Below are 22,369 nucleotides of genomic sequence, written 5' to 3'. Positions count from 1 at the left end.
GTTTTTACCTGAAAAATTGAAACTGACCGATAAGCCGGGTTCTGTCGTGGACAGTCATTCATCTAGGCCAGCAATCGCTCACTGGCTCAAGCAGCCTACCCGGGTTCAGTACGGGCCGTACCTTGTGAACCCCTATTTGGCCTTGCTCCGGGTGGAGTTTACCGTGCCGCGAACTGTTGCCAGACGCGCGGTGCGCTCTTACCGCACCCTTTCACCCTTACCTGATCCCGCTTGCGCGGGCCATCGGCGGTTTGCTCTCTGTTGCACTGGTCGTAGGCTTGCGCCTCCCAGGCGTTACCTGGCACCCTGCCCTATGGAGCCCGGACTTTCCTCCCCTTCGCCCGTCTCCCCCGAAGGAGGACTGCGACGAAGCGGCGACTGTCTGGTCAGCTTCGGCGCGCAGTATAGAGGGTTTGCGCGCGGCTGTCACCCTTCCGTCAACATTCCGACCTGCAGGGTGGCCGCAATGTTACGTGAAGCGCGATAAATATTGTCAAACGCGCCGCGGAACGCCTCCTCCAGCGTGCTGATACTGGTCAACACGCTGAACACCGCATCAATCCCATACTGATGCACAACGCCGACATCGCTGGTCAGGCTACCGGCAATGCCGATAACCGGCTTATGGTATTTTTTGGCAACGTGCGCAACACCCACCGGCACTTTACCGTGGATGCTCTGACTGTCGATACGCCCTTCGCCCGTCACTACCAGCGTGCAATCGTGAATATGTTCTTCGAGATTCAGCGCCTGGGTGACAATCTCAATACCACTGCGCAGTTCCGCGCCGAGGAATGCCATCAGCGCGGCCCCCATGCCACCTGCCGCACCGGAACCGGGTACATTCTTCACATCCACATGCAGACATGTTTTGATCACATCAGCAAAATGACCGAGGTTGCGATCCAGTTCGACGATCAACGCTTCAGTCGCACCTTTTTGCGGCCCAAAAATGCGCGATGCGCCTTTCTCACCGGTTAAGGGATTCGTTACATCACAGGCAACGCGCAGGATGCAGTTTTTCAGCCGCGGATCCAGACCGGAAATATCAATGGTGTTAAGGCTCATTAAACTACCGCCACCGTAACCCATTTCGGTGCCGTTGGCGTCAGTCAGTCTGGCACCCAATGCCTGCACCATACCCGCGCCGCCATCGTTCGTGGCGCTACCGCCGATGCCAATAATAATGTTTGTCGCCCCATGCTCCAGCGCCTGCAAAATAAGTTCCCCGGTGCCGCGCGAAGTGGTAATCAAAGGATTACGTAATTCAGGAGGGACAAGCGCCAGTCCGCTGGCAGCTGCCATTTCGATAAAAGCCGTTTTGCCATCGCCAGACATTCCCCAGCAGGCCTCAACACTTTCACCCAGTGGGCCAGTCACGTTCGCAGTGTGAACGGTGCCTTGCGTGGCGGCAATCATGGCTTCAACCGTACCTTCACCACCATCCGCGACCGGAACTGAAACGTACTGAGCATCGGGAAATATTTCCCGAAATCCTTTTTCTATCGCCTGCGCTACCTCAGAGGCAGACAGGCTTTCTTTATAAGAGTCTGGGGCGATTACGATTTTCATAATGGTTAGCCTGAAAGTGCCGCGCAAACCAGGCACTTCATCCCCCAGGCTCGGGCAATACGAAGCCCGTCAACAACCTGAAAGATGCTGATGTAAAAGAGATCAAGGGCGCCGTTACGCGCCCCTTCTGGTTAACGAGTGACTTCGATTTTCGCCAGTTTCTCGTAGTAGCACGCAATCGCGCTGTGATCAGCATTACCCAGACCATCTGCACGCAATGCCTGCATCATTTCCATCACGGCCGCCGTCAGCGGCAGTTGCGCGCCCACACCATGAGACGTATCCAACGCGTTGGAGAGATCTTTGATATGCAGATCGATACGGAAACCCGGTTTGAAGTTGCGATCCATCACCATCGGTGCTTTTGCTTCCAGCACGGTACTGCCCGCCAGACCGCCACGAATTGCCTGGAATACCAGATCCGGATTCACACCAGCTTTCGTTGCCAACGTCAGTGCTTCAGACATGGCAGCAATGTTCAACGCCACGATCACCTGATTTGCCAGTTTGGTTACATTGCCCGCACCGATATCACCGGTGTGCACCACAGAGCCAGCCATGGCTTTCAGCAGGTCGTAATATTTATCGAAAATCGCTTTATCGCCGCCCACCATGACTGACAGGGTGCCATCGATAGCTTTCGGTTCGCCGCCGCTCACCGGCGCGTCCAGCATATCAATGCCTTTCGCTTTCAGCGCGTCGCTAATTTCACGGCTTGCCAGCGGAGCGATAGAGCTCATGTCGATCAGCACAGTACCGGCTTTCGCACCTTCAATGATGCCCCCTTCGCCCAGCGCCACTTCTTTTACATGCGGGGAGTTAGGCAGCATGGTGATGATCACATCACACTGTTCAGCAACGGCTTTCGCGCTGGTGGCGGCTTCAGCGCCTGCGGCGATCACTTCGGCAACCGCGTCCTGGTTACGGTCCACGACCACCAGTGAGTAACCTGCTTTAATGAGGTTTTTACTCATTGGTTTACCCATGATGCCCAGGCCAATGAAACCAACTTTCATCGTCATAATTGCGTCTCTCTCTCTTTAATGGTGGTTTGGTTATTTCTTAAAGGTGTCGGCCAGTTTCTGCGTAGCAGAACGGAACACGCCCAAATCGCTACCGACAGCAACCACGGTCGCCCCCCATTCCAGGTAACGACGCGCGTCCGCTTCAACCGGTGCCAGGATACCGCTCGGTTTGTTGTGCGCTTTGGCGCGGGCAAAAATGTGCTGAATAGTGCGTTGAACTTCCGGGTGCGCAGCGTTGCCGATATAGCCCAGGGTCGCAGCCAGATCGCTCGGCCCCACAAACACGCCGTCTACACCGTCGGTAGACAGAATGGCGTCCAGGTTATCCACTCCCGCCTGGCTTTCAATCTGCACCAGGATGGAAATATTGGCGTTAGACTGGCGGAAGTAATCCGGTACGGTGCCAAACATATTGGCGCGATGAGAGACAGAGACCCCGCGGATACCTTCCGGCGGATAACGGGTCGCGGCGACAGCGTTCATCGCTTCTTCTTCCGTTTCCACGAACGGGATCAAGAAGTTGTAGAAACCGATGTCCAGCAGGCGTTTAATCACAACCGGATCATTAGTCGGCACACGCACCACCGGTGCGCTGACGCTGCCTTTTAAGGCCATTAATTGCGGTACAAAAGTGAGCACGTCGTTAGGGGCGTGTTCGCCGTCCAGAAGCAGCCAGTCAAAGCCTGCCAGGCCCAGAACTTCAGTGCTGATATGACTACCCAGCGCAGACCAACAACCGATTTGAATCTGTTGCGCCGCCAGCGCGGCTTTGAATTTGTTTGGGAAGATATCGTTATTCATCTTTTGTACCTTAATGAGTTGTTGCTTATTTCTTCAGTTCCATACGTTTGATGTCGCCAACCACAAACAGGTAGCAGACCATCATCATCAGCGCTGAACAGCCAACGAACACCAACGCACCGTTGAAAGAATGCAACTCCTTAACCATGTATCCGATGACCAGCGGCGTTACGATAGACGCTACGTTACCGAACACGTTGAATACACCGCCGCACAGCCCAACAATTTCTTTCGGCGCGACGTCGGAAATAACCGGCCAGCCCAGCGCGCCGAAGCCTTTACCAAAGAATGCGAGCGCCATCAGTGCGACTACCAGTGTTGTGTTATCGGTGTAATTACACAGAATGATGCTTGAAGCCAGTAACATGCCGACCACGATAGGGAATTTACGCGCCACCGTCAGGGTGGAACCACGTTTGATCAGATAATCGGAGAACAACCCGCCCAGCACACCACCGGCAAAACCGCACAGCGCCGGAATGGAAGCCACAAACCCGACCTTCAAAATCGACATGCCCTTTTCCTGCACCAGATAAATCGGGAACCATGTCAGGAAGAACCAGGTAATGGTGTTCAGGAAGTATTGCCCGAAGAACACGCCGAGCATCATGCGGTTGCAGAGCAATTGCTTGATGTAATCCATTTTAGGACCGGCTTTTTGGCTGTCGTCGGTTTTCTTGTGATCCATATCCACAACCGCGCCATTCTTCTCGATGTACTCCAGTTCTTCGCGGGTCATACGAGGATGATCGGTCGGGTTGTGGACAAACTTAACCCAAGCGAAGGTCAGCACAAAACCGATCGCCCCCATCACGGTAAACACATGTTCCCAGCCCCAGGCAAATGTCAGCCAGCCCAGCAGCGGCGAGAACAGTGCCAGGGAGAAGTACTGCGCGGAGTTAAAAATCGCCGAAGCAGTACCGCGTTCTTTTGCCGGGAACCAGGCTGCCACAATGCGGGCGTTCGCCGGGAAGGATGGCGCTTCAGAGAAGCCCAGCATAAAACGCATGAAAAACATGGAGATCCCTGCCAACGCGATCGGGAATACGTCGACAAAACCTTGCAGGAAGGTAAAGAGCGACCAGAAAAACAGGCTCCAGGTATAGACCTTTTTCGAGCCGAAGCGGTCGAGCAGCCAGCCACCCGGAATCTGCATCAACAAATAAGCCCAGCCAAAAGCGGAAAAGATGTAACCCATCGATACAGAATCAAGCTGCAACGCTTTCGCCACTTCTGTTCCGGCGATAGAAAGCGTCGCGCGATCGGCATAGTTAATTGCGGTGACGATAAATATAATCAGCAGAATTAAATAACGGGTGGGTAAACCCCGTTTTGTCTCGACGGCATGTTCAATAGTCATTTTAATTTCCTCGGGCACCGCTAACTTTTAAAATATAATTATATTTTCCGTTTATTATCCGATTTTATTTAAGCACTCGAAACTTAATATCAAATAATTGGCACTTCGATTTTATAGCCCCCAGTATAAACAGCGTTATGACGCCACACACTGGTGTGTTGCTCAATTTTAACATTGAACAGAAAGAATATTTTGAGCATATGCACATAACCCTGGGCGCTGATGCACAGATCTTGCAATATCCAGCCCCACCACACGGGGAATCGCGGAAATAAGTGATTTAGATCACATTTTAGTATTTAAACTCCTGACATTCTTATTTCAGCAAACAAGATTTTTATTTCTGATATTTATTCCAGAATAAAGAATTGGTTCCTTTCTTTGAGTAATGCATCATACAGTTAGCTGGAGATTACTTGACAATGTCCGACATTGAAATTAGACAGCAATCGCCTGGGGCGTTTTATATTAAGGTACACGACACCGATAATGTCGCTATCATCGTTAATGACAATGGCTTAAAGGCGGGTACGCGTTTTCCGGACGGTCTCGAGCTGGTTGAGCATATTCCTCAAGGCCATAAAGTCGCCCTCGTGGATATTCCGCATCATGGCGAAATCGTACGTTATGGTGAAGTCATTGGTTACGCCGTACGTGATATTCCTCGTGGTAGCTGGATTGATGAGTCTATGGTCGAGCTGCCAACAGCGCCACCGCTGAACACACTGCCGCTGGCCACCAAAGTGCCAGAACCATTGCCGCCGCTGGAAGGTTACACCTTTGAAGGTTACCGCAATGCAGACGGCAGTGTCGGCACCAAAAACCTGCTCGGCTTGACCACCAGCGTGCACTGCGTTGCCGGAGTGGTGGATTATGTCGTGAAGATTATCGAACGCGACCTGCTGCCGAAATACCCGAACGTCGACGGCGTGGTCGGTCTGAATCACTTATATGGCTGCGGCGTGGCGATCAACGCGCCTGCGGCAGTGATCCCCATTCGCACCATCCATAACATCTCCCTGAACCCGAACTTCGGCGGCGAAGTGATGGTGATTGGTCTGGGTTGCGAAAAATTGCAGCCGGAACGCCTGCTGCAAGGGACTGAAGATGTGCAGTCTATTCCGGTGGATAGCGCCAGCATTGTGCGTTTGCAGGACGAGCACCATGTCGGCTTCCGCTCCATGATTGACGATATTTTGCAGGTTGCAGAACGCCACCTGGCGAAACTCAACCAGCGTAAACGTGAAACCTGTCCGGCCTCTGAACTGGTTGTCGGTATGCAGTGCGGCGGCAGCGACGCTTTCTCCGGTGTCACGGCAAACCCGGCGGTCGGTTATGCATCTGATCTGCTGATCCGTTGCGGCGGCACCGTGATGTTTTCTGAAGTGACCGAAGTCCGCGATGCGATCCACCTGCTGACACCGCGCGCCATCAACGAAGAAGTGGGCAAACGTCTGCTGGAAGAGATGGCCTGGTACGATAACTACCTGGACATGGGTAAAACCGACCGCAGCGCCAACCCTTCTCCGGGGAACAAAAAAGGCGGTCTGGCAAATGTGGTGGAAAAAGCGCTGGGCTCGATTGCCAAATCCGGTAAAAGCGCCATTTCTGAAGTGCTCTCTCCTGGCCAGCGCCCGACCAAACGCGGCCTGATTTACGCGGCTACCCCGGCGAGCGACTTTGTTTGTGGGACGCAACAGGTTGCTTCCGGCATCACCGTTCAGGTGTTCACCACCGGTCGTGGTACCCCTTACGGCCTGATGGCTGTCCCGGTGATTAAAATGGCGACCCGTACTGAACTGGCAAACCGTTGGTTCGACCTGATGGATATCAACGCCGGGACCATCGCCACAGGTGAAGAGACTATCGAAGATGTGGGCTGGAAGCTGTTCCACTTTATCCTTGATGTGGCCAGTGGCCGGAAGAAAACCTTCTCGGATCAATGGGGCCTTCACAACCAGCTGGCGGTATTTAACCCGGCTCCGGTGACCTGATTTTTATAAAAAAGTTGTAAACCTCAACCTTAAGCATGGCTCCGGCCATGCTTTTTTTTTGTTGTAATAAATCGCAATGATTATTGGCCTTGATTATCCAGCGCGTATTTATACAGCGCATTTTTCTTCACGCCGTGGATTTCCGCGGCCAGCGCGGCGGCCTTTTTCAGCGGCAACTCCGCTTGCAGCAACGCCAGCGTGCGCAGCGCATCGGCGGGAAGTTCGTCTTCCTGTGCTTTATGGCCTTCCACAATTAATACCATTTCGCCTTTGCGACGGTTTTCGTCTTCTTTGACCCACGCCAGCAACTCACCAACCGGCAAGCCTTGAATGGTTTCCCAGGTTTTGGTCAGTTCACGCGCCAGCACCACATAACGGGATTCGCCCCAGACGGCGACCATATCTTCCAGGCTTTCCAACAAACGGTGGGTCGATTCATAAAAAATCAGCGTACGGCTTTCTGTTTCCAGCCCTTTTAACGTATCGCGGCGGCCTTTTGATTTGGCAGGCAGAAAACCTTCATAGCAGAAACGGTCCGAGGGCAGCCCCGCCGCACTCAGTGCCGCAATAGCCGCACAAGGCCCCGGCAGAGGAACAACGCGAATACCGGCTTCCCGGCAGGTACGCACCAGGTGATAGCCCGGATCGTTAATCAGCGGCGTACCAGCATCTGACACCAACGCGATATTCTGCCCCTCTCTCAGTTTCGCCACCAGCGTGTCGGCTTTTTGTTGCTCATTGTGATCGTGCAGCGCAAACAAACGGGCGTTAATGGCGAAGTGCTGGAGCAATAAACCGGTGTGACGCGTGTCCTCAGCAGCAATTAAATCAACGGTTTGCAACACAGTCAGCGCACGTTGAGTAATATCAGCCAAATTCCCGATGGGAGTAGGTACAATATAGAGCTGACCCTGAGAATTCTCCGCCGATTCGTGTTGTTTCATTGTTTCATCCGTATTGCCGATTTAATATTGAGCATTGCGTAAAAAATATCACTGGATACAGTATGCTACCGTCAACATTTCTACGTTCGAAAGCCACACGCTGCCTGCCTGTGGTGCTGGCCGCCCTGCTGTTTGCTGGCTGTGGCACCCGGTCTGGTGACCAGAGCGCCGCGCATATGCAAGGGGCAGCGCAGGCTAATTCTGCTTTTTACCTGCAGCAGATGCAGCAAAGCACAGATGATAGCAAGACCAACTGGCAATTACTCGCCATTCGTGCACTGCTGAAAGAGGGGAAAACCCAGCAGGCAAGCGAGCTGTTTGGCAAGCTACCGCAGGATCTGAACGATACCCAGCGTAAAGAGTACAGCCTGCTCTCTGCAGAGCTGAAACTCGCGCAGCGGGATTTTGCCGGTGCGCTGGCGTTACTGAATAAAATCGATCCTGCCGACCTTGAGCAGCAGCAACAGGCCCGCTACTGGCAGATCGGCATCACCGCCTCTCAGGGTAAACCGTCGCTGACACTGCTGCGCGCATTGATTGCCCAGGAGCCGCTGTTAACCACCCCGGAAGAAAAACAGAAAAATATCGACGCCACCTGGCAGGCGCTGTCATCTTTTAATCAGGATCAGGCAAAGGCTTTTGTGATCAACGCCGATGAAGTCACCCTGCAAGGCTGGCTTGATCTGCAACGCGTGTGGATCGACAACCGTAACGATCCGAATATGTTGAAAGCCGGTATCACCGACTGGCAGACTCGTTATCCGCAAAACCCGGGTGCGAAAACCCTGCCGAGCCAGCTATCGAATCTGCAAAATTTTAAACCCGCATCTGCCAACAGAATCGCCCTGCTGCTGCCATTAAATGGCCAGGCCGCAGTCTTTGGCCGGGCTATTCAGCAAGGTTTTGAAGCCGCGAAAAACGGAGTGTCTGCAGTGTCCGGCCCGGCAGTACCGCAACAGGTGGCTCAGGCGGCAACCAGCCCGGTAGTGAGTCCATCACAAACCAGCGTCAGCGATCTGACCGACGCCTCTGCGCAGCAAGACGCTGTCGCGCCAGATGCGCAACAAGCTGTAGCGCCGGACAGCGCGGCGCAAACCGCAACAGCTCCTGCTACCGCAGAAACCACACCGGCGACAGAGACGGCGCAACCCGCAGATGCCAATGCAACGCAGCCCGTAGCCGCGCCTGCTGTGGCAGCAACACCAGCCAACCCTGGCGTAGAGCTGAAAATTTATGACACCAGCGCGCAGCCGATGGATCAGGTGCTCAATCAGGTGCAGCAGGATGGCGCCAGTATCGTGGTAGGTCCGCTGTTGAAAAACAACGTTGAAGAGCTGATGCGCAGCCACACCACACTGAACGTGCTGGCGCTCAACCAGCCGGAAAACGTCGAGAACCGCGCCAACATCTGCTACTTCGCCCTCTCTCCGGAAGATGAAGCCCGCGATGCCGCACGCCATATCCACGAGCAGGGCCGCCATGCGCCGTTATTGCTGATCCCACGTAGCGCGCTGGGCGATCGCATCAGCAACGCCTTTGCTCAGGAGTGGCAAAAACTGGGTGGCGGCGTCGTACTGGCACAAAAATTTGGCTCTACCGCTGAGCTGCGTATGGGGATTAACAGCGGTTCCGGCATTGCGATGACCGGCAGCCCGGTGCTCTCCAGCCTGCCGAAACAGCAGGGCGTGACCATTGGTGGGCTGAACATTCCTGCGCCGCCGACCGATGCGCAAATCAGCGGCAGTGGCAATATTGACGCGGCGTATATCGTGGCGACACAGGATGAAATTGCGCTGATCAAACCGATGATCACCATGCGTACCGGCAGTCAGAGCGGCGTGATGCTGTATGCCAGTTCCCGCAGTGCACAAGGCGGCGCAGGCCCGGATTTCCGCCTTGAAATGGAAGGATTGCAGTTTAACGATATCCCAATGCTCGCGGGTGCTAACCCCTCGCTGATGCAGCAGGCGCTGAAAAGCGTGAACAATGACTATTCACTGGCGCGTTTGTATGCAATGGGCGTCGATGCCTGGTCGCTGGCGAATAACTTCTCGCAAATGCGCCAGGTGCCAGGGTTCGAACTCAATGGCAATACTGGCGATTTGACCGCCACTCAGGATTGCGTGATCAACAGGAAGTTGTCATGGCTCAAATACCAGCAGGGGCAAATCGTCCCGGCGAGTTAAATCGTAAACAGACCGGCGACGCGTGGGAAGCCAAAGCGCGTTGCTGGCTGGAAAGCAAAGGACTGCAGTTTATCGCCGCCAATGCGCGCGAGCGCGGCGGCGAGATTGATTTGATAATGCGGCACAATCACACCACCGTATTTATCGAGGTACGTTATCGCAGGTCAGGCCGTTTCGGTGGCGCATTGAGTAGTGTCACCCGGGCGAAGCAAGTGAAACTGCTGCATACCGCCCGTTTGTGGCTCGCCCGGCACAATGGGAGTTTTGATACTGTGGATTGCCGGTTTGATGTGATAGCCTTCACCGGAAATGAGGTTGAGTGGATACAAAACGCCTTTAACGACCACTCATAATTGCTGAATGATAGGGATTACCGTGCTCGAACGAATTAAAGTCTGCTTTACGGAAAGCATTCAAACGCAAATTGCGGCGGCGGAAGCGTTGCCTGACGCCATTTCCCGCGCCGCCATGACGATGGTCCACTCCCTGCTTAACGGCAACAAAATCCTCTGTTGTGGCAATGGCACGTCTGCCGCCAACGCACAGCATTTTGCTGCCAGCATGATCAACCGTTTTGAAACAGAACGTCCCAGTTTACCTGCCATTGCACTTAATACCGATAATGTGGTCTTAACGGCAATAGCAAACGATCGTCTGCATGATGAGATTTACGCTAAGCAGGTTCGGGCGCTCGGTCATACCGGCGATATTCTGCTCGCTATCTCTACGCGGGGTAACAGTCGCGATATCGTGAAGGCCGTGGAAGCGGCGGTAACACGCGATATGTCAATTATCGCGTTGACGGGCTATGACGGTGGCGAGCTGGCGGGTCTGCTGGGGCCGCAGGATGTCGAAATTCGTATTCCTTCCCACCGCAGCGCGCGCATTCAGGAGATGCACATGCTGACGGTTAATTGCTTATGCGATCTGATTGATAACACGCTTTTTCCTCACCAGGATGATTAAGGAGTACACATGAAGGCATTTACGCCCCTCGCAGTCCTTATTTCCGCGCTGCTGTTACAAGGTTGTGTTGGCGCTGTGGTGGTAGGTTCCGCAGCCGTGGGCACCAAAGCCGCGACGGATCCGCGTACCGTGGGCACCCAGGTAGACGACAGTACACTGGAACTGCGCGTGAATAGCGCGCTGTCGAAAGACGAACAGATTAAGAAAGAAGCGCGTGTTAACGTCACTGCCTATCAAGGGAAAGTGTTGCTGACAGGCCAGGCGCCAAATACCGATCTCTCTTCCCGGGCAAAACAGATTGCTGTAGGCGTTGACGGTGCCACCGAAGTCTTTAACGAGATCCGCCAGGGCCAGCCCATTGGTCTGGGCACCGCCTCTTCCGATACCTGGATCACCACCAAGGTGCGCTCTCAACTCTTAAGCAGCGATCAGGTGAAATCGTCTAACGTGAAAGTCACCACGGAAAACGGCGAGGTGTTCCTGATGGGCCTGGTGACCGACCGTGAAGGCAAAGCCGCAGCGGACATCGCCAGCCGCGTCAGTGGTGTTAAACACGTCACCACCGCGTTTACCTTTATCAAGTAACAAAAAAACCCGGCATCGCCGGGTTTTCTTTTTCTTTGTCTGTCATCAGAACAGGGCAATCGTTCCGGTGATCATCCCACACAGCGCCACCAGGCCCGCCGTCATCCATAAGGCTTTCGCCGGGAATGATTTACGCAGCATGATAAGCGACGGCAAGCTCACCGCCGGTAACGTAATCAACAAGGCCAGCGCAGGTGCCATGCCCATACCGGCCAGCATCATGGTCTGAACAATTGGGATTTCCGCGGCTGTTGGAATGACAAACAGGCAGCCGACAACCGCCATCACGATCACCCACAGCAACGTGTTGTCGATAGCGCCATCTGCATGCGGGAACAACCAGACGCGCGCTGCGCCCAGCACCAGTACAGCCAGAATATAAACAGGAATGGTGCTCCAGAAAAGCTGCCACAGCGCTTTCCCCCAACGTGCCATAAAGCTGCCCTGCGGCTCCGGCAGCGTGATATCCACGGCGTCCGCCTGCTGCGAGTTCTCTTTCACCAACGCCTGCACCAGCATCGCCACGCCAAGGACAGTCACCAGCCCCGCCACAAGGCGAATAGCGGCAAAATGCCAGCCGAGCACAAACCCCATAAACACCAGCGTAGCCGGATTCAGCAGCGGGTTACCCATCCAGAATGCCAGTGCGCCGCCCATCGATACACGCTGGCGGCGCATACCAGCGGCAACCGGCGCAGCACAGCAGGAGCACATCATGCCAGGTAAGGCGAACAGCGTGCCAAAGAGCGTACCGCTAAAGCGTTTTTGCCCCAGCGTCCGCAGCAACCAGTCACGCGGGATCAACACCTGAATTAACGATCCCAGCAGCACGCCCAATACGGCAGCTTTCCAGACGGCAAGGAAATAGACCATTGCGTAATCCCATGCCGCTTTAAACGGACTGGCATCGGCCTGTGCGAGAATAGATTTACCAATACTGTGTGTTTCTGCAGCAGTGAAGGCTTTGCCGTAATAAGGCTGCCATTTCACATACCAAAGACCAACAATAACAACAAGAAAGAACAACGCGGGTTTCCACCACTGAAAGCGGGCTGCCGCCTGAGATGAAGACTGACCAGTCATAACAATCCCCGGGGATAAAGTGATTTGAGCCTGCGAATAGTACGCCGGAAATACTATTTTGCAAACGTACGCTCAGCGGCGATTGCGCTAAGCTGCGCCGACCTGATGATCTGCACCCCACGATTATCTGGCGAAAATGCCAGCGTCAGTAATGCCAGCGCGACATCCTGCGCACGAATTGACTTCCAGTTGCCCGGTAGAAAACGAAAAAGCGGTGCCAGCAACGACTCATTAACACGTGTCTTCTGGCGATCCCCCAGCAGCATAGACGGGCGGGCAATAGTCAATGAAGGCCACTCCTGCGCGATTAACGCATTCTCCATTTCGCCTTTTACCCGGTTATAAAAAAAGGGGGAACGTGCATTGGCTCCCATGGCACTGACCACCAGCATCTGTTTCGCGCCCAGTCGCAAACCGGCGATCGCCGTGTCCACCACCAGCGTGAAATCCGCATGGATGAATGCCTCTTTACTGCCCGCTTCGCGCCGCGTGGTGCCAAGGCAGCAAAACACCGTGTCCACGGGTTCCGTCACCTGCGCCAGCGCGTCGGTTAATTGCGGATCGTGGGGATTGAACACGCCCGCGACGTCATCCAACGGGCGCCTGGTCGGTGCGGCAATGGCGGTGATGCGCGGCTCATTAATCAGTAGCCGCAGCAAATGCCCACCCACCAGACCGGTCGCCCCGGTCAGTAATATACGTTGCATCTCTCCCCCCTTTGCAGATGAATCTGTCTTGCAATACTCGCCCGCTGAACCAGGCTTACTGTTCTGGTGAATTATCAGTATGAATAATTCGCCTCTCTGAAGCCAAAACAACGGAGGAATTATGAGCAAGAAAATTGCTGTCTTGATCACCGACGAGTTTGAAGATTCAGAATTCACGTCGCCGGCGCAGGAATTTCGTAAAGCCGGACATGAAGTTATCACCATTGAGAAACAAGCCGGGAAAACCGTGCACGGTAAAAAAGGCGAAGCCGATGTGGTGATAGATAAAGCCATTGATGACGTTCGCCCGGCGGATTTTGATGCGCTGTTACTACCGGGCGGGCATTCGCCGGATTACCTGCGCGGGGACGATCGCTTTGTAACCTTTACGCGGGACTTTATCAGCGCCGGTAAACCTGTTTTCGCCATTTGCCATGGCCCACAGCTGCTGATCAGCGCAGATGTCGTGAGAGGCCGTAAGCTGACGGCAGTGAAACCCATCGTTGTGGATGTGAAAAATGCCGGGGGCGAATTTTATGACCAGGAGGTGGTGATCGATAATGATCAACTGGTCACCAGCCGAACCCCCGATGATTTGCCGGCTTTCAACCGCGAGGCACTGCGTTTACTGGGCGCCTGATTCACGGACCCAGTGAAGCTTTTTGCCAAACCCCAGCGTGTTGTCGGTGAATTTCACCTCGTTGAGGCGAATTTCCCACATCGGGGCTGACAACACGCGGGCTACCGGAAAGCGACGGTTGTACTGCGCACGCGGCGCCGCGCTTTCCTCTTCATCCAGCCGACGGATCTCCCCGGCAAACTGAACACCACGGATTAACGCCACGGTTTTCGGTTGACCGTTTACCGTACCGGCGACCTGCGCTTTCAGGCCAGTCATTTGCCCATGGCGCGTCTGGTCTTCACTCAGGACATAAAACGCCACGGCGTGCGGATCATAGAAATAAAATGCATTGGCGCACCATAACTCTCCCCTGTTCGCCACGCACCAGGTCACCACATGCTGTTTTGCCAGCCAGCGATTAATGGCCGCAAGAGTCTCCATATTTGCCCTTCCTCGTGTTATTTTTCCGTTCACATTAACATAATGAATACTGCCATGACGCCCTGGTTTCTCTATCTTATTCGTACGCCAGACAATACCCTCTACACCGGCATTACGACCGATGTCGCACGTCGCTTTACGCAGCATCAAAACGGAAAAGGGGCAAAAGCGTTACGGGGAAAAGGTGCCCTGCAGCTGGTCTTTTCAGCACAAGTGGGGGACAAATCGATCGCGCTACGGCTGGAATACCGAATCAAGCAATTGAACAAGCGCCAGAAAGAGCGCCTCGTCGCCGGGGATGGCTCATTCGAAGCGCTGCGAGAGAGTTTGCTATCGTCTGCAGTTACAGGCGATTAAAGTGCTCTGAATACTCAACCAGACCGCGAACACCGTGTAAGGCATCGTCGGCCAGGCGGTGCACCAAAAACGCAGCTTCGGTGTCCGGCCAACGGCAATGCAGGCCGTGCTGCGCCGCGTTTTCAAAACCGAGACGGCTGTAGAAAGCCGGATCGCCCAGTGTCACAGCCGCCGCATAGCCAAATTCATTCAGCGAATCCAGCCCTTCGTACACCAGCTGCCGCGCAATACCCTGACCGCGGTACTGCTCGTCCACCGCCAGCGGTGCAAGCCCGACCCATTGCAGCTCCTCGCCCTCAACCGTGACCGGGCTGAACGCAACATAGCCAATCACTTGCCCTTCATCATCGGTTGCGACAAATCCCAGCGTGATCAAACCGTCTTCGCGCAGGTCGTGCACCAGCCGGGCTTCGCCCTCACCGCCAAAGCTGCGCCGGAGCAACGCGTCGATACCCGGCGCATCAATGGGAATTTCAACTCTAATCAGCATGGCTCACCTACAGAAGGTTGTGTCGTTGCAGGCGGCGCTTGCAGGCCAGCCTCAACAAATTCCGCCAACTGCAACAGCATCACCCGCAGGGGTTTTGGCATCTGCTCCAGTTCAATGGCGTCCATCAAATTCTTGACGTAAAGCCCAAGCTCCGTATCCCCTTCAATGACCAGTCGGCGCTGGAAGAAGAGTGTATCCGGATCCTGTTTGCGTGCGGCTATCATCAGCAAATCACTGGCATCTGCGCTGAAGCTCACATCGGCGTCCGCCGATTCGCGCACGATCAACCGCCCGTCCTCAACAGAGGTATACCACGTCAGGCCAATATCACGAACCTGAATACTTAACCAGCGGCCTTCCAGAAACTCAAGCTCTCCGTCCGCCAGAGCCTGTTGGAACTGCCAGCGCAGCACCTGCTCCAGGACCTGGCGCTTGATGGCGAAAGGCGTCAGCTTAACCGGCACACTCAGTAACGACGGACCAAAGTGAACAAGATGTGAACGCAATTTTTCCAACACGAGCTTTACTCCCTGAAATGATAATGACTGCTATTTTGCCACATCAATGAAATGACATAGCGGCGCAAATCAACAATTCCACAATAAATCGGCCCCGATTATTGGTATTGCCAATACACATTTAACTGCCTCAAATCAAGAATTGTCGCAGACAGGTTAACTAAAATCCCAGTTCGTTAACAATTAGCGCCCCCAGGGGTACGACCGGGCCACTGCGCCCCCGATTGCAGGATACACTATGGAGTTGCTCTGCCCTGCCGGAAACCTTCCGGCATTGAAGGCGGCCATCGAAAACGGCGCCGACGCTGTCTATATCGGCCTGAAAGATGACACCAACGCCCGCCATTTTGCCGGACTCAATTTTACGGAGAAAAAACTCCAGGAGGCGGTCAGTTTTGTGCATCAGCACCGCCGCAAGCTGCATATTGCCATCAACACCTTTGCGCATCCGGATGGCTACTCACGCTGGGAGCGTGCGGTGGATATGGCAGCGCAAATTGGCGCCGATGCGTTGATCCTGGCGGATCTGGCGATGCTGGAGTATGCCGCCGAGCGTTATCCGCACATTGAACGCCATGTTTCCGTGCAGGCTTCTGCGACCAATGAAGAGGCTATTCGCTTTTATCACCGCCACTTTGATGTTGCCCGCGTCGTGCTGCCGCGTGTGTTATCTATCCACCAGGTTAAACAACTGGCTCGCGTTACTCCCGTGCCGCTGGAAGTGTTCGCTTTTGGCAGCCTGTGCATTATGGCGGAAGGACGCTGCTACCTCTCCTCTTATCTGACGGGTGAATCGCCGAATACCGTGGGCGCATGCTCCCCGGCGCGCTTTGTCCGTTGGCAGCAAACCCCGCAGGGGCTGGAATCACGCCTCAACGAGGTACTGATTGATCGTTATCAGGATGGCGAAAACGCGGGTTACCCGACCCTGTGCAAAGGGCGTTATCTGGTGGATGGCGAGCGCTACCACGCGCTGGAAGAGCCCACCAGCCTGAACACGCTGGAGCTTCTGCCGGAGCTGCTGGCGGCGAACATCGCATCGGTCAAAATCGAAGGGCGTCAGCGTAGCCCGGCCTATGTGAGCCAGGTGGCAAAAGTGTGGCGTCAGGCAATTGATCGCTGTATGGCTTCCCCGCAACATTTCGTGCCGCAGCCCGCGTGGATGGACACGCTGGGAGCAATGTCTGAAGGTACACAAACCACCCTTGGCGCGTACCACCGTAAATGGCAGTAGGTAGAACATGAAATATTCATTAGGACCGGTGCTTTACTACTGGTCAAAAGAGACGCTGGAAGACTTTTATCACCAGGCGGCGAACAGCACTGCCGATGTGATCTATCTTGGCGAAGCCGTCTGCAGCAAGCGCCGCGCCACCAAGGTCGGCGACTGGCTGGATATGGCGAAGGCGCTGGCGACCAGCGGCAAACAAGTGGTGCTTTCCACCCTTGCGCTGGTGCAAGCATCATCCGAACTGAACGAGCTCAAACGCTATGTCGATAACGGCGAATTCCTGCTGGAAGCCAGCGATTTGGGCGTGGTGAATATGTGCGCTGACCGTAAGCTGCCGTTTGTCGCCGGGCATGCGCTCAACTGCTATAACGCCGTGACGTTACGCTTGTTGCTGAAGCAAGGCATGGTGCGCTGGTGCATGCCAGTGGAGCTTTCCCGCGACTGGCTGATTAATCTGCTCGATCAGTGCGATGCGCTGGGCATTCGTCAACAATTTGAAGTGGAAGTGCTCAGCTACGGTCATTTGCCGCTGGCCTACTCCGCGCGCTGCTTTACGGCGCGTTCAGAAGACCGCCCCAAAGATGAATGCGAAACCTGCTGTATTAAATACCCGAACGGACGCAGCATGCTGTCGCAGGAGAATCAGCAAGTGTTTGTGCTCAATGGCATCCAGACCATGAGCGGCTATGTCTACAATCTCGGTAATGAACTGACATCAATGAACGGGATTGTGGATATGGTGCGCCTGTCACCGATGGGTAATGACACGTTTGCCATGCTCGATGCGTTTCGTCGCAATGAAACCGGCGCAGCGCCACTGCCGCTGGCGTCAAACAGCGACTGTAACGGCTACTGGCGCAGGCTACCGGGTCTGGCACTGCAACAGTAAAAAAGCTCAAGTTGTTAACAGCAATCAGCAAAGGTTAATGCACTATAAAAGTTGCAGCTTTTCTGGCCGGGCGCGGCACATTGCGCCAGGCTGGAAGAAGACCTTCAATCTGATGACGATGCTGTAGCAAAGTGAGTTTTTATGGCTGATAAAACCCTTCCTTTTTCGGTGCTCGATCTGGCGCCGATCCCGCAACACTCCAGCGCTCGTGAGGCGTTTACGCACTCACTGGATCTGGCAAAACTCGCCGAAAAGCGCGGTTATCACCGTTACTGGCTGGCGGAGCACCACAATATGACCGGTATCGCCAGCGCGGCGACATCGGTGCTGATCGGCTATCTGGCGGCGAATACGCAAACCCTGCATCTGGGCTCAGGTGGCGTTATGCTCCCTAATCATTCACCACTGGTGATCGCGGAACAGTTCGGCACGCTGAATACGCTTTATCCTGGCCGTATTGATCTCGGGCTGGGTCGTGCGCCTGGCAGCGATCAGCGCACAATGATGGCGCTGCGTCGCCATATGAGCGGCGATATTGATAACTTCCCGCGTGATGTGGCGGAACTGGTGGACTGGTTTGATGCCCGCGATCCGAACCCACACGTGCGCCCGGTTCCGGGCTATGGTGAGAAGATCCCGGTCTGGCTACTGGGCTCCAGCCTGTATAGCGCACAACTGGCTGCACAGCTTGGTCTGCCGTTTGCGTTTGCCTCGCATTTTGCGCCGGATATGCTGTTCCAGGCGCTGCATCTCTACCGCTCCAATTTCAAACCTTCTGAGCGACTGGAAAAACCGTACGCGATGGTGTGCATCAATATTGTCGCCGCCGACAGCAACCGCGATGCGGAATTCCTGTTTACCTCCATGCAGCAGGCCTTTGTGAAACTGCGCCGTGGCGAAAGTGCGCAACTGCCGCCGCCTATCGAGAGTATGGATCAATTCTGGTCGCCAGCAGAGCAATACGGCGTGCAGCAAGCATTAAGTATGTCACTGGTGGGCGATAAGGCGAAGGTACGCCACGGTCTGGAATCCATTTTGCGGGAAACGGACGCGGACGAAATTATGGTTAATGGGCAGATTTTTGATCACCAGGCGCGGCTGCACTCTTTCGAGCTGGCCATGCAGGTGAAAGAAGAGCTTCTGGGTTAGCGTTTCACCGGGTGGCGCAGGCCAGAAGCCGCGCCGCCCTGCTTTATGCTACTGATAAACCGGCAACAGATTAAAGCTGGAAAGCAGATGTACCACCGCGTTGCCCGCGCCAAACAACAGGATTAATACAATCATCGGCTTACCGCCCCACACGCGGAAAATCGGGCTGCCAAAGCGTTTACGGGATGCATTTGCCAGCAAGGCCGGCACAATGGCCGCCCAGATGGTCGCGGCCAGCCCCGCATATCCAATGGCGTATAAAAAACCATTCGGCCAGAGCACACCGCCAATGATCGGTGGCGTGAATGTCAGCAGTGCGGTTTTAAAACGCCCTAACGGGGAGTCATCAACGTTGAACAAATCCGCCAGATAGTCAAACAGCCCCAGCGTGACACCGAGGAAAGAACTGGCGACGGCAAAATTCGAGAAAATCACCAGCAGCAGATCCAGACTGCGGCTATTCAGCACACCGCTCAATGCCTGCACCAACACATCAATATTACCGCCCTTCGCCGCGATATCGATAAACGCCGGGCGCGGAATATTGCCCATGGTTACCAGCAACCAGATAACGTACAGCCCCAACGCCAGCAGCGTTCCGTAGACCAGGCAACGGATGATGGTGCGCGGATCCTTACCGTAGTACTTCATCAGGCTTGGTACATTGCCGTGATAACCGAATGAGGCCAGACAGAAAGGCAGGGTCATCAATAAGTAGGGCGTATAGGAGGTGTCGCTTTGCGCCACATTCAACAGCGTGGCGGGCTGCACATGCCCGAGCAAACTGCCGAAAGTCAGAAAGAACGTGATCACTTTCGCACCCAACACAATCGCGGTCATCCGGCTGACTGCATGGGTTGAGAGCCAGACGATAAATGCCACTCCCAGTGCAAAGCAGAATCCCGCCAGCCGCGCCGGAACATTCAGCGATAGCTCTGAGAAGGTGTGGTGCAGAATAGAACCACTTGCCGAAATATAGGCGTAGGTCAGGATATAAAGCACAAAAGCAATGGACACACCATTCACCAGGTTCCAGCCTTTACCCAGCAGATCTTTGGTGATCGTGTCAAAGCTCGCACCGCTGCGATAGTTCAGGTTCGCTTCGAGGATCATCAACCCGGAGTGCAACATGCAAAACCAAGTAAAAACGAGCGCCAGAAGCGACCAGAAGAACCACGCGCCGGACATCACCACTGGCAGCGAAAACATGCCTGCGCCAATGATCGTACCGCCGATGATCACGACCCCGCCGAACAGCGAAGGGGAAGCCTGTGTGGTTGTCAGTGTCGACATCTGAAAAATTCTCCTGTGGTGATGCAATGCCGGAAATGGAACCGCTGCATTGTACCAGTACAGGAGTACATTACAGATAAAAAAAGCCCCAATCATTTCGACCGGGGCTGTATCTTTTTCTTTACGACCTGTAACGCAGAAGAATCAGCGTTAATTACGCATCGTTACGACGACGTGGAGCGCTGTCATCACGATCGCGGCGCGGTGCACGACGTTCGCCACCGAAACCACGGCCTTCCTGACGCTCACCGCTGAAACGGCGACCTTCACCACCGCGACCGCCTTCACGACGCTCGCCACCGAAACCACCGCCACGACGCTCACCACCACCGCGACGTTCGCTACGTTCACGCGGCTGCGCATCGCCCAGCAGTTGCATATTCATCGGCTTGTTCAGAATACGCGTGCGGGTAAAGTGCTGAAGCACTTCGCCCGGCATGCCTTTCGGCAGCTCGATAGTGGAGTGGGTGCCAAACAGTTTGATGTTACCGATGTAGCGGCTGCTGATGTCGCCTTCGTTAGCGATAGCGCCAACGATATGACGAACTTCAACACCGTCATCACGGCCCACTTCAATGCGGTACAGTTCCATTTCACCAACATCACGACGCTCACGACGCGGACGATCTTCACCACCACGTTCCGGACGGTCGCCACGCGGGCCACGATCGTTACGATCGCCACGGCGTTCGAAACGGTCATCACGCTCACGGAATTCGCGACGCGGACGCATCGGCGCATCCGGCGGCAGAATCAGCGGACGTTCGCCCTGCGCCATTTTCAGCAGTGCAGCGGCCAGCGTTTCGATATCCATCTCTTCTTCAGAAGAAGGCTGGATTTTCGCCAGCAGCGCACGGTACTGGTCCAGATCGCTGCTTTCCAGTTGCTGCTGTACTTTTGCGGCAAATTTTTCCAAACGGCGTTTACCCAGCAGTTCTGCGTTCGGCAGCTCTACTTCCGGAATGGTCAGCTTCATCGTACGTTCGATATTGCGCAGCAGGCGGCGTTCGCGGTTCTCAACGAACAGCAGCGCGCGACCAGCACGACCCGCACGACCGGTACGGCCAATACGGTGAACGTAGGATTCAGAATCCATCGGGATGTCATAGTTGACAACCAGGCTGATGCGTTCAACATCCAGACCACGCGCCGCAACGTCGGTCGCAATCAGGATATCGAGACGACCATCTTTCAGGCGTTCCAGCGTCTGCTCACGCAGCGCCTGGTTCATGTCACCGTTCAGCGCGGCGCTGTTATAGCCGTTACGCTCCAGCGCTTCCGCCACTTCCAGCGTTGCGTTTTTGGTGCGCACGAAAATGATCGCCGCATCAAAATCTTCCGCTTCCAGGAAGCGAACCAACGCTTCATTTTTACGCATGCCATACACCGTCCAGTAGCTCTGGCTGATGTCCGGGCGCGTGGTAACGCTGGACTGAATGCGCACTTCCTGCGGCTCTTTCATAAAGCGGCGGGTGATGCGACGGATAGCTTCCGGCATGGTTGCAGAGAACAGCGCGGTCTGATGACCTTCCGGGATCTGCGCCATGATGGTTTCTACGTCTTCGATAAAGCCCATACGCAGCATTTCGTCGGCTTCATCCAGTACCAGACCGCTCAGTTTAGAGAGATCCAGCGTACCGCGTTTCAGGTGATCCAACAGACGACCCGGCGTACCGACGACGATCTGCGGCCCCTGACGCAGGGCGCGTAATTGCACGTCATAACGCTGGCCGCCATACAGAGCAACCACGTTTACGCCGCGCATATGTTTAGAGAAATCGGTCATCGCTTCAGCGACCTGAACCGCCAGTTCGCGGGTCGGAGCGAGCACGAGGATCTGCGGCGCACGCAGGTCCGGATCGATGTTGTTAAGCAGTGGCAGGGAAAACGCTGCGGTTTTACCACTACCAGTCTGGGCCATACCCAGCACGTCACGACCAGAAAGCAGGTGCGGAATGCACTCAGCCTGGATCGGAGATGGTTTTTCGTAACCGAGATCGTTAAGGGCTTCAAGGATAGGAGCCTTCAGGCCCAGATCTGCAAAAGTGGTTTCGAATTCAGCCATGTAGTACAAGTGCCTCTATGTCATTGGCGGCCAGTCTACATAACTCATCGTGAAAAAAATTAGCAATTTTCATTGAAAAGTGTGAACCGGC

Annotated in this window: 23 protein-coding genes and 1 other RNA gene; 10 read left to right on the top strand and 14 right to left on the bottom strand. The window is 54.8% G+C overall.

The features are described 5' to 3' along the window. Positions 1-14: 14 nt before the first annotated feature. The 5 genes from rnpB to O9K67_RS03115 form a co-directional block, all read right to left on the bottom strand. Positions 15-394, bottom strand: an RNA gene (gene rnpB, locus O9K67_RS03135) — RNase P RNA component class A. A gap of 32 nt (positions 395-426) precedes the next feature. Continuing rightward, positions 427-1,572 (bottom strand): glycerate 2-kinase, encoded by a 1,146-nt coding sequence (gene garK / locus O9K67_RS03130; RefSeq protein ID WP_061493047.1) that lies wholly within the window; start codon positions 1,570-1,572, stop codon positions 427-429. Positions 1,573-1,703: 131 nt separating this feature from the next. Further along, positions 1,704-2,594 carry a 2-hydroxy-3-oxopropionate reductase gene (garR, locus tag O9K67_RS03125; protein ID WP_061493046.1) on the bottom strand — a complete coding sequence of 297 codons (891 nt, stop codon included), beginning with the start codon at positions 2,592-2,594 and terminating at the stop codon, positions 1,704-1,706. A gap of 33 nt (positions 2,595-2,627) precedes the next feature. Beyond that, complete coding sequence (gene garL / locus O9K67_RS03120) at positions 2,628-3,398, bottom strand: 2-dehydro-3-deoxyglucarate aldolase (RefSeq protein WP_061493045.1); 771 nt, start codon at positions 3,396-3,398, stop codon at positions 2,628-2,630. Positions 3,399-3,423: 25 nt separating this feature from the next. Then, the gene (locus tag O9K67_RS03115) at positions 3,424-4,758 is read right to left on the bottom strand and encodes an MFS transporter (protein ID WP_061493044.1); all 1,335 of its coding nucleotides are present in this window, start codon (positions 4,756-4,758) and stop codon (positions 3,424-3,426) included. A 422-nt stretch (positions 4,759-5,180) separates the two neighbouring features. Between O9K67_RS03115 and garD the strand changes: the two genes are divergently transcribed. Further along, positions 5,181-6,752, top strand: coding sequence for a galactarate dehydratase (gene garD / locus O9K67_RS03110; protein ID WP_061493043.1), 1,572 nt, complete (start codon positions 5,181-5,183; stop codon positions 6,750-6,752). 80 nt (positions 6,753-6,832) lie between these two features. Here garD and rsmI read toward each other — a convergent pair whose 3' ends face one another. Next, positions 6,833-7,696: a 16S rRNA (cytidine(1402)-2'-O)-methyltransferase gene (gene rsmI / locus O9K67_RS03105; protein WP_061493042.1), complete on the bottom strand. Its 864-nt coding sequence runs from the start codon at positions 7,694-7,696 to the stop codon at positions 6,833-6,835. A gap of 62 nt (positions 7,697-7,758) precedes the next feature. Between rsmI and O9K67_RS03100 the strand changes: the two genes are divergently transcribed. The 4 genes from O9K67_RS03100 to dolP are packed head-to-tail and all read left to right on the top strand — an operon-like array spanning position 7,759 to position 11,433. Further along, positions 7,759-9,882 carry a penicillin-binding protein activator gene (locus O9K67_RS03100; RefSeq protein ID WP_061493041.1) on the top strand — a complete coding sequence of 708 codons (2,124 nt, stop codon included), beginning with the start codon at positions 7,759-7,761 and terminating at the stop codon, positions 9,880-9,882. Beyond that, positions 9,840-10,235 carry a YraN family protein gene (locus O9K67_RS03095; RefSeq protein WP_061493040.1) on the top strand — a complete coding sequence of 132 codons (396 nt, stop codon included), beginning with the start codon at positions 9,840-9,842 and terminating at the stop codon, positions 10,233-10,235. Before O9K67_RS03100 ends, O9K67_RS03095 begins: the two co-directional genes overlap by 43 nt. Positions 10,236-10,257: 22 nt before the next feature. Beyond that, a complete protein-coding gene (diaA, locus tag O9K67_RS03090) occupies positions 10,258-10,848 on the top strand; it encodes a DnaA initiator-associating protein DiaA (RefSeq protein ID WP_040016590.1) in 591 nt (196 codons plus the stop codon). 9 nt (positions 10,849-10,857) lie between these two features. Then, positions 10,858-11,433 carry a division/outer membrane stress-associated lipid-binding lipoprotein gene (dolP, locus tag O9K67_RS03085; protein ID WP_061493039.1) on the top strand — a complete coding sequence of 192 codons (576 nt, stop codon included), beginning with the start codon at positions 10,858-10,860 and terminating at the stop codon, positions 11,431-11,433. Between the two features lie 45 nt (positions 11,434-11,478). On the opposite strand, the gene O9K67_RS03080 is transcribed toward dolP, so the two are convergent. Continuing rightward, complete coding sequence (locus O9K67_RS03080; protein WP_061493038.1) at positions 11,479-12,516, bottom strand: permease; 1,038 nt, start codon at positions 12,514-12,516, stop codon at positions 11,479-11,481. A gap of 53 nt (positions 12,517-12,569) precedes the next feature. Continuing rightward, positions 12,570-13,223, bottom strand: coding sequence for an NAD(P)H-binding protein (locus tag O9K67_RS03075; protein WP_061493037.1), 654 nt, complete (start codon positions 13,221-13,223; stop codon positions 12,570-12,572). A gap of 121 nt (positions 13,224-13,344) precedes the next feature. On the opposite strand from O9K67_RS03075, the gene O9K67_RS03070 reads away from it, so the two are divergent. Then, complete coding sequence (locus O9K67_RS03070; protein ID WP_061493036.1) at positions 13,345-13,863, top strand: type 1 glutamine amidotransferase; 519 nt, start codon at positions 13,345-13,347, stop codon at positions 13,861-13,863. On the opposite strand, the gene O9K67_RS03065 is transcribed toward O9K67_RS03070, so the two are convergent. Beyond that, the gene (locus O9K67_RS03065; protein ID WP_061493035.1) at positions 13,849-14,286 is read right to left on the bottom strand and encodes a YhbP family protein; all 438 of its coding nucleotides are present in this window, start codon (positions 14,284-14,286) and stop codon (positions 13,849-13,851) included. The two genes, O9K67_RS03070 and O9K67_RS03065, sit on opposite strands and share 15 nt — an antisense overlap. Positions 14,287-14,340: 54 nt before the next feature. On the opposite strand from O9K67_RS03065, the gene O9K67_RS03060 reads away from it, so the two are divergent. Beyond that, positions 14,341-14,643: a GIY-YIG nuclease family protein gene (locus O9K67_RS03060; protein WP_061493034.1), complete on the top strand. Its 303-nt coding sequence runs from the start codon at positions 14,341-14,343 to the stop codon at positions 14,641-14,643. Here O9K67_RS03060 and O9K67_RS03055 read toward each other — a convergent pair. Together O9K67_RS03055 and ubiT are read right to left on the bottom strand one after the other, a co-directional pair. Next, positions 14,630-15,133, bottom strand: a complete 504-nt coding sequence (locus O9K67_RS03055) for a GNAT family N-acetyltransferase (RefSeq protein WP_061493033.1) — start codon at positions 15,131-15,133, stop codon at positions 14,630-14,632. The two genes, O9K67_RS03060 and O9K67_RS03055, sit on opposite strands and share 14 nt — an antisense overlap. Continuing rightward, positions 15,127-15,651 (bottom strand): ubiquinone anaerobic biosynthesis accessory factor UbiT, encoded by a 525-nt coding sequence (gene ubiT / locus O9K67_RS03050; RefSeq protein ID WP_061493032.1) that lies wholly within the window; start codon positions 15,649-15,651, stop codon positions 15,127-15,129. The genes O9K67_RS03055 and ubiT overlap by 7 nt, the downstream gene beginning before the upstream one ends. Positions 15,652-15,889: 238 nt before the next feature. Between ubiT and ubiU the strand changes: the two genes are divergently transcribed. The 3 genes from ubiU to O9K67_RS03035 all read left to right on the top strand — a co-directional run bounded on the left by ubiU (position 15,890) and on the right by O9K67_RS03035 (position 18,920). Next, on the top strand, positions 15,890-16,885 hold the full coding sequence (gene ubiU, locus O9K67_RS03045) for a ubiquinone anaerobic biosynthesis protein UbiU (RefSeq protein ID WP_061493031.1): 996 nt from the start codon (positions 15,890-15,892) through the stop codon (positions 16,883-16,885). A gap of 7 nt (positions 16,886-16,892) precedes the next feature. Then, positions 16,893-17,771 (top strand): U32 family peptidase, encoded by an 879-nt coding sequence (locus O9K67_RS03040; RefSeq protein ID WP_061493030.1) that lies wholly within the window; start codon positions 16,893-16,895, stop codon positions 17,769-17,771. 141 nt (positions 17,772-17,912) lie between these two features. Continuing rightward, a complete protein-coding gene (locus O9K67_RS03035; RefSeq protein WP_061493029.1) occupies positions 17,913-18,920 on the top strand; it encodes a luciferase-like monooxygenase in 1,008 nt (335 codons plus the stop codon). Between the two features lie 48 nt (positions 18,921-18,968). On the opposite strand, the gene mtr is transcribed toward O9K67_RS03035, so the two are convergent. From mtr to yrbN, 3 genes are all read right to left on the bottom strand, one after another. Then, positions 18,969-20,213: a tryptophan permease gene (gene mtr / locus O9K67_RS03030; RefSeq protein WP_061493028.1), complete on the bottom strand. Its 1,245-nt coding sequence runs from the start codon at positions 20,211-20,213 to the stop codon at positions 18,969-18,971. A gap of 154 nt (positions 20,214-20,367) precedes the next feature. Next, complete coding sequence (locus O9K67_RS03025) at positions 20,368-22,278, bottom strand: DEAD/DEAH family ATP-dependent RNA helicase (RefSeq protein WP_061493027.1); 1,911 nt, start codon at positions 22,276-22,278, stop codon at positions 20,368-20,370. Beyond that, a complete protein-coding gene (yrbN, locus tag O9K67_RS24720) occupies positions 22,271-22,351 on the bottom strand; it encodes a protein YrbN (RefSeq protein ID WP_097400725.1) in 81 nt (26 codons plus the stop codon). The genes O9K67_RS03025 and yrbN overlap by 8 nt, the downstream gene beginning before the upstream one ends. Positions 22,352-22,369 lie beyond the last annotated feature (18 nt).

Origin of the sequence: Kosakonia oryzendophytica (assembly GCF_027886705.1) — a bacterium.
Taxonomy (GTDB): Bacteria; Pseudomonadota; Gammaproteobacteria; order Enterobacterales; family Enterobacteriaceae; genus Kosakonia; species Kosakonia oryzendophytica.
This window is presented reverse-complemented; position numbering and strand designations above follow the sequence as displayed.

Excerpts from the sequence above, each read along its gene's own strand:
- garK (WP_061493047.1), bottom strand. The coding sequence starts at position 1,572 with ATGAAAATCGTAATCGCCCCAGACTCTTATAAAGAAAGCCTGTCTGCC.
- garR (WP_061493046.1), bottom strand. The coding sequence starts at position 2,594 with ATGACGATGAAAGTTGGTTTCATTGGCCTGGGCATCATGGGTAAACCA.
- garL (WP_061493045.1), bottom strand. The coding sequence starts at position 3,398 with ATGAATAACGATATCTTCCCAAACAAATTCAAAGCCGCGCTGGCGGCG.
- O9K67_RS03115 (WP_061493044.1), bottom strand. The coding sequence starts at position 4,758 with ATGACTATTGAACATGCCGTCGAGACAAAACGGGGTTTACCCACCCGT.
- garD (WP_061493043.1), top strand. The coding sequence starts at position 5,181 with ATGTCCGACATTGAAATTAGACAGCAATCGCCTGGGGCGTTTTATATT.
- rsmI (WP_061493042.1), bottom strand. The coding sequence starts at position 7,696 with ATGAAACAACACGAATCGGCGGAGAATTCTCAGGGTCAGCTCTATATT.
- O9K67_RS03100 (WP_061493041.1), top strand. The coding sequence starts at position 7,759 with ATGCTACCGTCAACATTTCTACGTTCGAAAGCCACACGCTGCCTGCCT.
- O9K67_RS03095 (WP_061493040.1), top strand. The coding sequence starts at position 9,840 with ATGGCTCAAATACCAGCAGGGGCAAATCGTCCCGGCGAGTTAAATCGT.
- dolP (WP_061493039.1), top strand. The coding sequence starts at position 10,858 with ATGAAGGCATTTACGCCCCTCGCAGTCCTTATTTCCGCGCTGCTGTTA.
- O9K67_RS03080 (WP_061493038.1), bottom strand. The coding sequence starts at position 12,516 with ATGACTGGTCAGTCTTCATCTCAGGCGGCAGCCCGCTTTCAGTGGTGG.
- O9K67_RS03075 (WP_061493037.1), bottom strand. The coding sequence starts at position 13,223 with ATGCAACGTATATTACTGACCGGGGCGACCGGTCTGGTGGGTGGGCAT.
- O9K67_RS03070 (WP_061493036.1), top strand. The coding sequence starts at position 13,345 with ATGAGCAAGAAAATTGCTGTCTTGATCACCGACGAGTTTGAAGATTCA.
- O9K67_RS03065 (WP_061493035.1), bottom strand. The coding sequence starts at position 14,286 with ATGGAGACTCTTGCGGCCATTAATCGCTGGCTGGCAAAACAGCATGTG.
- O9K67_RS03060 (WP_061493034.1), top strand. The coding sequence starts at position 14,341 with ATGACGCCCTGGTTTCTCTATCTTATTCGTACGCCAGACAATACCCTC.
- O9K67_RS03055 (WP_061493033.1), bottom strand. The coding sequence starts at position 15,133 with ATGCTGATTAGAGTTGAAATTCCCATTGATGCGCCGGGTATCGACGCG.
- ubiU (WP_061493031.1), top strand. The coding sequence starts at position 15,890 with ATGGAGTTGCTCTGCCCTGCCGGAAACCTTCCGGCATTGAAGGCGGCC.
- O9K67_RS03040 (WP_061493030.1), top strand. The coding sequence starts at position 16,893 with ATGAAATATTCATTAGGACCGGTGCTTTACTACTGGTCAAAAGAGACG.
- O9K67_RS03035 (WP_061493029.1), top strand. The coding sequence starts at position 17,913 with ATGGCTGATAAAACCCTTCCTTTTTCGGTGCTCGATCTGGCGCCGATC.
- mtr (WP_061493028.1), bottom strand. The coding sequence starts at position 20,213 with ATGTCGACACTGACAACCACACAGGCTTCCCCTTCGCTGTTCGGCGGG.
- O9K67_RS03025 (WP_061493027.1), bottom strand. The coding sequence starts at position 22,278 with ATGGCTGAATTCGAAACCACTTTTGCAGATCTGGGCCTGAAGGCTCCT.
- yrbN (WP_097400725.1), bottom strand. The coding sequence starts at position 22,351 with ATGAAAATTGCTAATTTTTTTCACGATGAGTTATGTAGACTGGCCGCC.